The sequence below is a fragment of the Cedecea neteri genome (genome assembly GCF_000758305.1).
Lineage (GTDB): Bacteria > Pseudomonadota > Gammaproteobacteria > Enterobacterales > Enterobacteriaceae > Cedecea > Cedecea neteri_C.
Genome location: NZ_CP009458.1, coordinates 1,214,339 through 1,227,274 on the forward strand (window position 1 = coordinate 1,214,339; position 12,936 = coordinate 1,227,274).

General features: G+C 54.9%; 8 protein-coding genes. 4 read left to right on the top strand and 4 right to left on the bottom strand.

The window, feature by feature from the left end; genetic code table 11:
- Positions 1-87: 87 nt before the first annotated feature.
- Positions 88-2,286, bottom strand: a complete 2,199-nt coding sequence (gene priA, locus LH23_RS05705) for a primosomal protein N' (protein ID WP_039289181.1) — start codon at positions 2,284-2,286, stop codon at positions 88-90.
- Positions 2,287-2,492: 206 nt separating this feature from the next.
- Between priA and rpmE the strand changes: the two genes are divergently transcribed.
- A complete protein-coding gene (rpmE, locus tag LH23_RS05710; protein ID WP_008457552.1) occupies positions 2,493-2,708 on the top strand; it encodes a 50S ribosomal protein L31 in 216 nt (71 codons plus the stop codon).
- A gap of 105 nt (positions 2,709-2,813) precedes the next feature.
- Here the strand turns inward: rpmE and metJ are convergent, their stop codons facing one another.
- On the bottom strand, positions 2,814-3,131 hold the full coding sequence (gene metJ / locus LH23_RS05715) for a met regulon transcriptional regulator MetJ (protein WP_008457553.1): 318 nt from the start codon (positions 3,129-3,131) through the stop codon (positions 2,814-2,816).
- A 276-nt stretch (positions 3,132-3,407) separates the two neighbouring features.
- Here metJ and metB point away from each other — a divergent pair, with 276 nt between their 5' ends.
- The 3 genes from metB to metF all read left to right on the top strand — a co-directional run bounded on the left by metB (position 3,408) and on the right by metF (position 8,124).
- The gene (metB, locus tag LH23_RS05720; RefSeq protein ID WP_039289182.1) at positions 3,408-4,568 is read left to right on the top strand and encodes a cystathionine gamma-synthase; all 1,161 of its coding nucleotides are present in this window, start codon (positions 3,408-3,410) and stop codon (positions 4,566-4,568) included.
- 2 nt (positions 4,569-4,570) lie between these two features.
- The gene (locus tag LH23_RS05725) at positions 4,571-7,003 is read left to right on the top strand and encodes a bifunctional aspartate kinase/homoserine dehydrogenase II (protein WP_039289183.1); all 2,433 of its coding nucleotides are present in this window, start codon (positions 4,571-4,573) and stop codon (positions 7,001-7,003) included.
- A 230-nt stretch (positions 7,004-7,233) separates the two neighbouring features.
- Positions 7,234-8,124, top strand: coding sequence for a methylenetetrahydrofolate reductase (metF, locus tag LH23_RS05730; protein WP_039289184.1), 891 nt, complete (start codon positions 7,234-7,236; stop codon positions 8,122-8,124).
- Positions 8,125-8,195: 71 nt separating this feature from the next.
- Here metF and LH23_RS05735 read toward each other — a convergent pair whose 3' ends face one another.
- Together LH23_RS05735 and ppc are read right to left on the bottom strand one after the other, a co-directional pair.
- Positions 8,196-9,929, bottom strand: coding sequence for a phosphoethanolamine transferase CptA (locus LH23_RS05735; RefSeq protein WP_039289185.1), 1,734 nt, complete (start codon positions 9,927-9,929; stop codon positions 8,196-8,198).
- Positions 9,930-10,269: 340 nt separating this feature from the next.
- Positions 10,270-12,921, bottom strand: coding sequence for a phosphoenolpyruvate carboxylase (gene ppc, locus LH23_RS05740; RefSeq protein WP_039289186.1), 2,652 nt, complete (start codon positions 12,919-12,921; stop codon positions 10,270-10,272).
- Between the last annotated feature and the right edge of the window lie 15 nt (positions 12,922-12,936).

The following is a 12,936-nucleotide window of genomic DNA, read 5'->3' on the forward strand; positions in this document are numbered from 1 at the left end:
TTGGCTGTAAGCGGTTACAAATTTTTCACAAGAAATGTGATGAGTATTAGATTTTTCGATCGGCTTCGCATAACCAGCCCGATTGTGCTACCCGTCGATAGGGTCGACATCCAGCATCCACTTCACTTTCCGGGCTTCAGGCAGCGTATTGACCAGCGTGAGCGAGTGGCTGACCAGCTTTTGCAGGCGCGCGCGCGAAGGGTGCTGTAGCAAAATTTGCCAGCGGAAACGTCCACCTCGTTTTGGCTGCAGCGAAGGAACCGGCCCCATGATCCACAGTTGCTCATCGCGCAGCGGGCTGACTTCCAGCAGATTACGTAACTGCTGCAAAAATAGCGGTGCCTGGTGGTTGTTCTGATCTTCGGCCCGGATCAACACATGGCTGGTATACGGCGGCAAAAATACCGTTTGGCGCTCGTTCAATGCCTGACTGGAAAACGCATCGTAGCCTTTGGTCAGCAGCGTTTGCAGCAAAGGGTGCTCGGGATGGTGTGTTTGCAGCAGGACTTCACCTTGCTTACCGGCTCGGCCCGCCCGGCCAGACACCTGGACGTAAAGCTGGGCAAAACGCTCAGCGGCACGGAAATCTGCGGAGAAAAGCGCGCCGTCTACATCAAGTAAGGCGACCAGCGTGACATCAGGGAAGTGGTGGCCTTTAGCCAGCATTTGTGTGCCGATAAGAATTCGTGCGCCGCCCCGGTGCACTTCGGCCAACTGTTGTTCCAGCGCGCCTTTACGGCTGGTGGTATCGCGGTCGATACGAGAAATCGGTACGTTCGGGAACAGCGGCTCAAGGCTGTGTTCAAGCTGTTCGGTCCCCATTCCTACTGGAACCAGATGCGTGGAGCCGCACTGTGGGCACTGCTGCGGGATCGCGCGCTGGCTGTCGCAATGGTGGCAACGCAGGTGGCGCTGGCCCTGGTGCAGCGTGTAGTAATGATCGCACCTTGCGCATTCCGCAATCCAGCCGCATTCGTGGCAGAGCAGGGCAGGAGCGAAGCCGCGGCGGTTAAGGAAAAGGATCACCTGGTTATCTGCGGCAAGATGTTCGCCGATCTTTTTAATAAGTGCAGGGGCTAAACCTGCTTTGAGCTGCTGCCCTTTCAGATCGACAACCTGCTGATGAGCCGGGCGCGCGTTTCCGGCTCTTTTGGTCAGGCGTAACTGGCGATATTTTCCCACCTGAACATTGTGCAGGGTTTCTAATGCTGGCGTTGCCGAGCCGAGAATGATCGGAATGTTTTCAGCATGTGCCCGGTAAACGGCTAAATCGCGAGCGTGATAACGCCAGCCTTCTTGCTGTTTATAGGAACTGTCATGCTCCTCATCGATGACGATGACGCCGAGACGGCAGAACGGCGTGAACAGAGAGGAGCGGGTACCAATGACGATGGCTGCCTCACCGCTGCGTGCTTTTAGCCACACGCTGAGCCTTTCGCTGTCATTCAGCCCGGAGTGCAGGACTTCAACCGGCGCGTTAAAGCGCTCCCGGAAGCGGGCGATAGTTTGTGGCGTCAGGCCAATTTCCGGCACCAGCACTAAAGCCTGCTTGCCCTGCGCCAGCACATTTTCAAGCACGCTGAGGTAAACCTCAGTTTTGCCGGAACCAGTGATGCCGGCGAGCAGCCAGGCAGAGAAATGGTCCGATTCGCTGTGGATTGCGCCCACGGCGGTGGCCTGTTCCGTATTCAGTCTCAGCCGCTCACCGGCCACGGCATAGTTTACCCGCCAGTCTTCTTCCGCAGGCGCCGCGCTTTTTAAATCACACAGGCCTTTTGTTCTCAGCGCCTGTAACCCAGGCTCACTGATTTCCAACTCGCCAATTTGATGCCGCCAGACAATATTGTGCCGCAATGCCGCCAGCGCCTGCTGCTGCTTAGGCGCACGTTTGAGGCTGTTCAGGTCAACGGCTTTGCCTTCTTCAGTAGCAAACCAGTACCAGAGCGGAGCATGGTGCGCAGGTTTTCCCTGGCGCAGAAGGATCGGCAGAGCGTGAAAGAGCACTTCGCCAATTGGGTGGTGATAATATTCCGCTGCCCACAGCAGCACGCGCCAGAGTGACGGCGTGAACAGCGAACTGCCATCGAGAACTTCGCCAACGGGTTTGAGTTTTTCGAGCGGCAAATCGCTCGACTGGCTGACCGACATGACGATACCGACAGCTTCGCGTTGCTTGCCAAACGGCACCTGTACGCGGCAGCCTGCGCTAACCTGCACGCCTTCTGGCAGCAGATAGTCGAAGGTACGGGCCAGCGGAACCGGCAGTGCAACGTGGGCTACGGGCATGAAAGCATCCAGGCTGAAAAAAATGACGTATTAGTGTACACTGTGCGCTTGCAAAATTGCGGATCAGTTTGCACCGGGTGAGCAATTTCTGTATGATTCGCCGCCTTTGATGCGCAGTTTTGGTATCAAAAAACCTAATTTATTAACATCGCGTGGTGTCTGGCGTTAGGGCTGGAAGAGCGACGCGGCCTTTACCGAGGTTTACCATGAAAAAAGATATCCATCCTAAATACGAAGAAATTACTGCAAACTGTTCTTGCGGTAATGTTATCAAGATCCGCTCCACCGTAGGTCACGATCTGAACCTGGACGTATGTGGTCAGTGCCACCCGTTCTACACTGGTAAACAGCGTGATGTTGCTACCGGCGGCCGTGTTGATCGCTTCAACAAGCGCTTCAGCGTACCAGGCGCGAAAAAATAAGTTTCGCACTCTGGAAAGAGAAAGGCGCCTGAAGGCGCCTTTTTTGTGTCTGTTATCCGGTAAAGCAATGAGAAAAGGCGCCCGCAGACGCCTTAACACCAGATCTTAATATTCCCACGTATCCGGATCGATCCCCAGTTCACGCATAATGACCTTAGCATCTTCCGGGATTTCATCGCTGCGCTCTTTACGCAGGTCAGCATCGTTCGGCAGCGGCTGGCCGGTGAAGGCGTGCAGAAAAGCCTCGCACAGCAATTCACTGTTGGTCGCATGACGCAGGTTATTCACCTGGCGACGCGTGCGCTCGTCGGTGAGGATCTTCAACACTTTCAGAGGAATGGAAACCGTAATTTTCTTTACTTGTTCACTCTTCTTACCGTGCTCAGCGTAGGGGCTGATATATTCGCCGCTCCATTCAGCCATGAGATACCTTAATCCTCTTAATCTATGAAAACGTGCCAAAGCCGGGTAAATCCGCGGCGTTGACGATTATCTCTTGTAGTGTACAGCACAGGATAACCCTTTCCTGAGCGCGAAACTCAGACATATACACTCTAAAACGCATAATTTTAACGGCTATTTGCCTTTTGCTCAATCTATACGCAAAGAGGTTTAGATGTCCAGATGTATTGACGTCTATACTGCGGTTGTTTACTCTGAGGCCTGACTTTTATTCGACCAGCAAGGATCGGACATACAATGACGCGTAAACAGGCAACCATCGCAGTTCGTAGCGGTTTGAATGATGACGAGCAATACGGCTGCGTCGTTCCACCTATCCACCTCTCCAGCACCTATAACTTTACCGGCTTTAATGAACCGCGTGCCCATGACTATTCACGCCGGGGTAACCCAACGCGCGACGTAGTACAGCGGGCGTTAGCGGAACTGGAAGGCGGTGCTGGGGCAGTCATGACCAATACCGGCATGTCGGCCATTCACCTGGTCACCACCGTATTCCTGAAACCTGGCGATCTGCTGGTGGCGCCTCACGACTGTTATGGGGGCAGCTACCGCCTGTTCGATAGTCTGGCAAAACGTGGGGCTTATCGCGTTTTATTCGTCGATCAGAACGATGAAGAAGCTTTAAACTCTGCGCTGGCTGAAAAACCAAAGCTGGTTCTGGTAGAAAGTCCAAGTAATCCGTTGTTGCGCGTCGTGGATATTGCGAAAATCTGTGCCGCAGCGCGTGAAGCGGGCGCAATCAGCGTGGTGGATAACACTTTCCTGAGCCCGGCACTGCAAAACCCGCTGGCGCTGGGGGCCGATCTGGTTCTGCACTCTTGCACCAAGTATCTCAACGGCCATTCGGACGTCGTTGCTGGCGTGGTGATTGCAAAAGATCCGGCCACGGTCACCGAACTGGCATGGTGGGCGAATAACATTGGCGTCACCGGTAGCGCATTTGACAGCTACCTGCTGTTGCGTGGCCTGCGCACTCTGTCGCCGCGTATGGAAGTGGCTCAGCGTAATGCTCAGGCCATTGTTGAGTTTCTCAAGCAGCAACCGTTGGTGAAAAAGCTGTATCATCCTTCACTGCCGGAAAACCAGGGCCACGAGATTGCCGCCCGTCAGCAAAAAGGGTTTGGCGCAATGCTGAGCTTTGAGCTGGATGGTGACGAGCAAACGCTGCGTCGTTTCCTGGGGGCGCTGTCGCTGTTTACCCTTGCAGAATCGCTGGGGGGCGTGGAAAGTTTGATTTCTCACGCCGCAACCATGACCCATGCGGGCATGGCGCCGGAGGCACGAGCCGCTGCCGGTATTTCTGAGACGCTGCTACGCGTTTCAACAGGTATAGAAGATAGTGAAGATTTAATTGCCGATCTGGAAAATGCCTTCCGGGTCGCTGCCGAGGGGTAAGCATGAGTGTTTCAGCACCAGCAGGGACGCCGGTTCGTCAACTGCACAAGTTTGGGGGCAGCAGTCTTGCCGATGTGAAATGTTACCTGCGCGTGGCGGGTATCATGACCGAATATTCCAGACCGGGTGACATGATGGTGGTTTCGGCCGCCGGCAGTACCACTAACCAGTTGATTAACTGGCTCAAGCTGAGCCAGAGTGACAGGCTTTCCGCGCATCAGGTGCAGCAAACGCTGCGCCGCTATCAGAGCGATTTGATCAGCGGCCTGCTGCCGCCGGAAGTGGCCGATGGCCTGATTGCCGGGTTTATCCACGACCTTGAGCGCCTTGCTGTTCTGCTCGACGGCAAAATGACCGATGCCGTTTATGCCGAAGTGGTTGGCCATGGGGAAGTGTGGTCGGCGCGTTTGATGGCCGCTGTGCTGAATCAGCAGGGCGTTGAAGCCGCGTGGCTGGACGCCCGTGATTTTATGCGCGCTGAACGTGCGGCTCAGCCACAGGTTGACGAAGGCCGTTCCTGGCCGCTGCTGCAAAACTTGCTTGCCCAGCACCCGAATAAACGCCTGGTCGTGACCGGCTTCATCTGCAGCAACGAAGCTGGTGAAACTGTTCTGCTGGGACGTAACGGTTCTGACTATTCAGCGACGCAGATTGGTGCGCTGGCTGGGGTTTCTCGCGTAACTATCTGGAGCGACGTGGCTGGGGTTTACAGCGCCGATCCGCGTAAAGTGAAAGATGCCTGCCTGTTGCCTCTGCTGCGTCTGGATGAAGCCAGCGAGCTGGCCCGTCTCGCCGCGCCGGTACTGCACGCCCGTACATTACAGCCTGTATCCGGCAGTGATATCGACTTGCAACTGCGCTGCAGCTACTCGCCAGAGCAAGGTTCGACCCGCATTGAACGCGTTCTGGCGTCCGGCACAGGTGCCAGAATTGTGACCAGTCACGACGATGTTTGCCTGATCGAATATCAGGTGCCGTCGCATCAGGATTTCAAGCTGGCGCAAAAAGAGCTGGATCTGATCCTCAAGCGTGGTCAAGTGCGTCCGCTGTCGATTGGCGTGCACCCCGATCGTAATCTGCTGCAGCTTTGCTACACCTCGGAAGTTGCCAACAGCGTGTTGCAACTTCTCCAGAACGCCAGTTTGCAGGGCGAGCTTCGCTTGCGTGAAGGCCTGGCGCTGGTGGCGATGGTCGGGGCCGGCGTTTGCCGCAACCCGCTGCATAGCCACCGCTTCTGGCAGCAGTTGAAAGATCATCCCGTGGAGTTTATCTGGCAGTCGGAAGACGGCATTAGCCTGGTGGCCGTGCTGCGCGTAGGCCCAACGGAAAGCCTGATTCAGGGGCTACACAAGTCGCTGTTTCGTGCGGAGAAGCGTATTGGTCTGATGCTGTTTGGTAAAGGCAACATCGGTTCCCGCTGGCTTGAACTGTTTGCCCGCGAACAGGAAATACTCTCCGCCCGTACCGGGTTTGAATTTGTGCTGGCTGGCGTGGTGGACAGCAGCCGTAGCTTGCTGAATTACGAAGGTCTGGATGCCAGTCGCGCGTTGGCCTTCTTCAATGATGAGGCCGTTCAGCAGGACGAAGAGTCGCTGTTCCTCTGGATGCGGGCTCATCCGTATGATGATTTAGTGGTACTGGACGTGACCGCCAGCGAGCAACTCGCCGATCAATACCTGGACTTCGCCAGTCATGGCTTCCATGTGATCAGCGCCAACAAGCTTGCCGGCGCGGGGAACGGCCAGAAGTATCGACAGATTCGTGATGCGTTTGAGAAAACGGGCCGGCACTGGCTGTATAACGCCACGGTGGGCGCAGGGCTGCCGGTTAACCATACGGTTCGCGACCTGCGCGACAGCGGCGATGCTATTTTGGCTATCAGCGGTATTTTCTCGGGGACGCTTTCATGGCTGTTCCTGCAGTTTGATGGCACCGTACCGTTTACTGAACTGGTTGATCAGGCCTGGCAACAGGGGCTAACCGAGCCGGATCCGCGCGTTGACCTGTCAGGTAAAGACGTCATGCGTAAGCTGGTGATCCTGGCCCGCGAAGCGGGTTATGACATCGAGCCGGATCAGGTTCGCGTGGAATCGCTGGTGCCTGCAGGTTGTGAAGGCGGCTCCATTGACCATTTCTTTGAAAATGGTGATGAGCTGAACGAGCAAATGCTGCAGCGGCTTGAGGCCGCGCAGGAGATGGGACTGGTGCTGCGTTATGTGGCCCGGTTTGATGCGAACGGCAAGGCGCGCGTAGGGGTTGAAGCCGTGCGGGCAGAGCATCCGCTGGCCGCTCTGCTACCGTGTGACAACGTCTTTGCGATTGAAAGTCGCTGGTACCGTGACAACCCTCTAGTGATCCGCGGACCTGGTGCCGGTCGCGATGTTACCGCCGGGGCCATCCAGTCCGATCTGAACCGTCTGGCACAATTGCTGTAGTTTCTTGCCCGCACTCTCTTGCTTCGTGAGAGAGTGCGCTTGTCTGTACGTCTTTTTCTCCGCTTCTCCTGAAAAAAATTCATCTTATGTGAGAATTCCTCCACATTTTGTGGTGACATTTTCATTGACGGCTTTCGCCTTTTCGGTCATCTTTCTATCTGGACGTCTAAACGTCTGGATAGCAATAAAACGCCACCACACGATAACGATGCGATTGACGAGGTAAGGGTATGAGCTTTTTTCACGCGAATCAGCGGGAAGCGCTGAACCAGAGTCTGGCCGAAGTGGCCGGGCATATTCATGTTTCCTTTGAATTTTTCCCGCCGCGCAGCAGTGAAATGGAACAAACCCTGTGGAAGTCTATCGACAGACTGAGCATCCTGAAGCCAACATTTGTTTCTGTGACCTACGGGGCAAACTCCGGCGAGCGTGACCGTACCCACAGCATTATCAAAGGCATCAAAGAGCGTACCGGCCTTGAAGCGGCCCCGCATCTGACCTGCGTCGATGCAACTCGCGATGAACTGCGCTCGATTGCGCAAGACTACTGGAACAACGGCATTCGCCATATCGTTGCGCTGCGGGGTGACCTGCCGCCAGGCAGCGGTAAGCCGGATATGTATGCTTCTGACCTGGTCGGGCTGCTCAAAGATGTGGGTGACTTCGATATTTCCGTTGCGGCCTACCCGGAAGTCCATCCCGAAGCCAAAAGCGCCCAGGCGGATTTGCTCAGCCTTCGTCGTAAAATTGAAGCCGGCGCTAACCGCGCGATCACTCAATTCTTCTTTGATGTTGAAAGCTATCTTCGTTTCCGCGATCGCTGTGCGGCCACAGGCATTGATGTTGAGATTATCCCGGGCATTTTGCCGGTCTCAAACTTCAGGCAGGCGAAGAAATTTGCCGATATGACTAACGTGCGTATTCCGTCGTGGATGGCGCAAATGTTTGAAGGCCTGGATAACGATGCTGAAACCCGTCAACTGGTGGGCGCGAACATCGCCATGGATATGGTGAAAATCCTGAGCCGGGAAGGCGTGAAGGATTTCCACTTCTATACGCTGAACCGGGCGGAAATGAGCTATGCGATCTGCCACACTTTAGGCGTTCGACCAAAGCTGTAGACATTGATTTCACATAAAAAAAAGCCCCGTTCATAAGTGAGCGGGGCTTTTTGCTTTATGGGCTAAGAGCGTTACTGATTACTGCCGCTATCGCCGTAAGGCAGTGAATCGTAATCCCGCAGCGCATTTTTCTCATACGGGTTGCCAATCCAGCGGGTCGCTTCGACAAACTGCGGGCTGGCGATGGCTCGCGTCGCGTCGTAGCCGTCATAGCTTAAACCGGCCAAATCAGACCAGGTATGAATCAGTTCTGAGCTGCTGTATTTGCGGTTTATATCTCCCGAGAAGTCACGCGGGTGGGCCTGCTGCCAGGTCGGTGACGTCCAGACGATGAACGGGATGGTGTACATATGGCGCGTTGGATTGCTTTCGTTACGGCCCTGAGTCTGGTGCGGCGGCGTGTCGTAAACCTCTTCCCCGTGATCGGAGAAATAAAGCAGGAAACCGTTAGGATCGCTGGCCTTGTAGTCTTTGATCAGCGTGGAAACCACGTGGTCGTTAAACAGGTTGGCGTTATCGTAGCTGTTGTAGGATTCTTGCTGATCTTTGGTTAGCCCTGCCGGTAAATCGTCCGTTTTACCATCAAACTTGTTCCAGTTTTCAGGGTAGCGGAAGTCGTACCGAATGTGCGTGCCGAGCAGGTGCACGATAATGAATTTCTTCGGAGCAGGGTCGGCCAGAACCTCTTTAAACGGCGCGAGGACGTTGGTGTCGTATTCGCGTGCGCTCTGGGTACGCTGCTGGTTCATATAGTATTGTTTGTCGGTCTGCTTTGAGAACACGGTCAGCATGGTGTTGCGTTCTGTCATGGTCTGCTGATTGGTGATCCAGAATGTTTTGTACCCGGCCTGCTTCATCAGGTTCATCAGCGAAGGCTTAGTCAGGTAGAGGTCAGGATCTTTCTCGTCGGCAAACGTCAGCGCCTGCTGCAGAATTTCAATGGTGTAAGGACGTGAAGTGACGACGTTATTAAACACTGTCATTTGCGGGTCAGTTTTATGCAGCTCATCCAATTCCGGCGTGGTCTGGCGATGGTAGCCGTAAAGGCTCATGCGGCCACGCTGTGTTGACTCCCCAATAACCAGCACCAACGTGCGCGGCGCGTTACCGGAAGTATCTTTCAGGTTAGCTAAAGGCGGCAGGGCATTGTTGGACATTAGCAGGTTATTCAGGCTGTCCAGCTGCTGGCGGTATTCGGTATAGGCAACGATAAACTGCCAGGGTGCCGCAGGCTCAAGGCGAGAAGAAATGCTTGAGAACGAGTCGGCGATGCTGCGTTTATTGATAAGGCACTCTTTACCCACCGGATTCAACACCAGGCCAAACAGAATGGCGAATGAAACCAGCCAGCGCCACGGGTTTGGAATATAGACCGGCCGCAGGCGTGTCCAAAGAAAGATGGCGACCAGCGTATAGGCAAGCGTAATCAACAGCAGTTTCAGGCTGAAATACTGGCTAAGGTATTCGCTGGCTTCGTTGGCGTTTGTTTCGAACATTACAAACAGAACGCTTTGTGAAAACTCCTGGCCATAGACAACGTAATAGCCCAGAGCGGCAACTGAGGCTGCCCAAAGGATCACGCCGATAACGGCGGCAATAATGCGCGTGCGCTGTGGAAACAGGAAAACAGGAATAAACCACAGGGAACTAAACAGCAAGGAGTCACGAAGACCCGTTGTACCACTGTAGCCTGTCGTTAATATGGCAATCTGCAAAACCGAGGAAAAATACCAAAAGTAGAGTAAAACCCATCCAAGGGCTTTAATGCTGAACTTGCGTTCAGACTGTTTCAGTGTGAAGTGCATACTCTTGCCTGTGCTATAAAATTATCATTAACCGTAATGAGAAAACCTTAAGTAAGCCTTAGTTATGAACGCTACGGTGGCTTGTACTCACGAAAAAAGCCACCCATTACTGGGTGACTTTTGCGCACAATATAGAAATGTGTCGGAATAATGACAGCGGAATTTCGAGCTTGTTCCGGGGATATTTATGCGGCCAATACTTTTGGATTTTTTGTTGTTTATTTGTTGAAGATGGCGGGGTAAATAAACGTGTTAAGTACGCTTAATAGCGATGAGCGCTTTCACTGGTTAGAAATAAAAACCCCCCGCATTTGCGGGGGCTTGATGAAGCTAAAAAGTCTTAGCCGGTATTACGCATCCCGGCGGCAACCCCGGCGATGGTGACCATCAAGGCTTGCTCTACTCGGGCATCAGGCGCTTCGCCTTTTTCTTCCGACTGGCGTGAACGGTGCAGCAGTTCGGCCTGCAGGACGTTCAGTGGATCGGTATAGATATTACGTAGGGTAATGGACTCGGCAATCCACGGTAAATCTTCCATCAGGTGCGAGTCGTTGGCGATATCCAGCACGACTTTGATGTCGGCTTCCAGCTGGTCACGCAGCTGTTTACCCAGCTTCCACAGCTCAGGCTTCACCAGGCGCTGATCATAGTATTCCGCCAGCCAAAGGTCGGCTTTGGCAAACACCATCTCCAGCATGCCGAGGCGAGTAGAGAAAAACGGCCAGTCGCGGCACATTGTTTCCAGCTCGCTTTGCTTGCCTTCTTCCACGACTTTCTGCAGCGCCGCACCTGCGCCCAGCCAGGCTGGCAGCATCAGGCGGTTTTGGGTCCAGGCGAAGATCCACGGAATCGCACGTAAAGATTCTACCCCGCCGTTTGGACGACGTTTGGCTGGGCGAGAGCCCAACGGTAGTTTGCCCAGTTCCAGCTCCGGCGTGGCGGAACGGAAATACGGCACGAAGTCTTTGTTCTCGCGAATATAGCCGCGATACATCTCGCACGATGTCGCGGAAAGTGAGTTCATGATCTGAATCCACTCTTTCTTCGGCTCCGGCGGCGGCAGAAGGTTAGCTTCAAGAATCGCGCTGGTGTAGAGAGACAGGCTGCTGATGGTGATTTCCGGCAGGCCGTATTTAAAGCGAATCATCTCGCCTTGCTCGGTGACGCGCAGGCCGCCTTTCAGGCTTCCCGGCGGCTGAGAAAGCAGGGCTGCGTGGGCTGGCGCACCGCCGCGGCCGATGGAGCCGCCGCGCCCGTGGAATAACGTCAGGGCGATACCTGCTTTCTCGCAGGTTTTGATCAGCGCATCTTGTGCTTCGTACTGCGCCCAGGATGCAGCCATTACGCCTGCGTCTTTCGCCGAGTCGGAATAGCCAATCATCACCATCTGTTTGCCCTGGATAAAGCCACGGTACCAGTCGATGTTCAGCAACTGGGTCATGACATCGTCGGCGTTATTCAGGTCGTCGAGGGTTTCGAACAGCGGCGCAACCGGCAGGGCGAAGGTACAGCCCGCTTCTTTCAGCAGCAGGTGAACGGCCAGCACGTCGGACGGTGTTTTTGCCATCGAAATAACGTAGGCAGCAATGGAACCGCGTGGCGCTTCGGCCACCACTTTGCAGGTTTCCAGCACTTCCTGAGTGTCAGCGCTTGGCTCCCACTGACGAGGCAACAGAGGGCGCTTGGAGTTCAGTTCGCGGATCAGGAAGGCTTGTTTATCGGCCTCTGACCAGCTCTCGTAGTCGCCGATGCCAAGATAGCGGGTCATTTCGCCCAGCGCTTCGCTGTGGCGGGTGCTTTCCTGACGAATATCAATACGTACCAGCGGCACGCCGAAGCATTTCACGCGGCGCAGGGTGTCCAGCAACTGCCCGTTAGCAATGATGCCCATGCCGCAGGCCTGCAAGGATTGATAACAGGCGTAGAGCGGATCCCAAAGCTGCTCGTTTTGAATGAGCAGGCCTTCCGGCTTCGGCAGGCGCTGGCCTTTCAGTCGGGCTTCAAGCCAGGCCTGGGTGGAGAGCAGCTGCTGGCGCAGGCCTTTCATGATGTGGCGGTAAGGTTCCTGTCCAGCATCCGGCCCTGCCAGTTCGCTAAGCTCAGCCGTGCATTCCACCATCGACAGCTCGGAAACCAGCACCGCGATATCGCGCAGGAACAGGTCAGTGGCTTTCCAGCGGCTGAGCAACAGGACGTGACGGGTGATGTCGGACGTTACGTTCGGGTTACCGTCGCGGTCGCCGCCCATCCAGGAGGTAAAGCGTACCGGAACGAAATCCACCGGCAGCTTGTAATTCAGATTCTCTTCGAGCTGTTCGTTAAGCTCACGCAGGTAGTTTGGCACCCCTTCCCAGAGGCTGTTTTCTACCACCGCAAAGCCCCATTTGGCTTCGTCGACCGGAGAAGGGCGATGCTTACGAATTTCGTCGGTATGCCATGCCTGAGCAACCAGCTGGCGCAGGCGGCGCATGATTTGGTTGCGCTCGTAGTCGGCGAGATCGCTGTGGTCGAGCTGCTTAAGGCAGCTGTTTACTTCGACCAGTTTGTGAATCAGGGTGCGGCGGGTGATCTCAGTGGGGTGAGCTGTGAGCACCAGCTCCAGAGAGAGAGACTCAACGGCTGCGCGAATGTCCGCTTCGCCAATGCCCGGCTGGTTTTTTAGTTTTTGCAGCGTTTTAGCGATAACTTCCGGGTTGCTGGCCGCTTCGCCCGTCGCGGAGATGCTGTGGTACTGCTCAGCGGTGTTGGCAAGATTAAGAAACTGGCTAAAGGCGCGGGCGACGGGGAGCAGTTCATCATTTGAAAGGTTCTGCAGCGTGCTCAGCAGCTCCTGACGATTGGCTTCATTACCTGCGCGGGAGGACTTGGATAACTTACGGATCGTTTCTACGCGGTCGAGAATATTTTCCCCCAGCGCATCTTTGATGGTATCTCCGAGCAGTTTTCCGAGCATGCTGACATTACTTCGCAAAGCAGAATAGCGTTCGTTCATATGACTCCAGCCCAA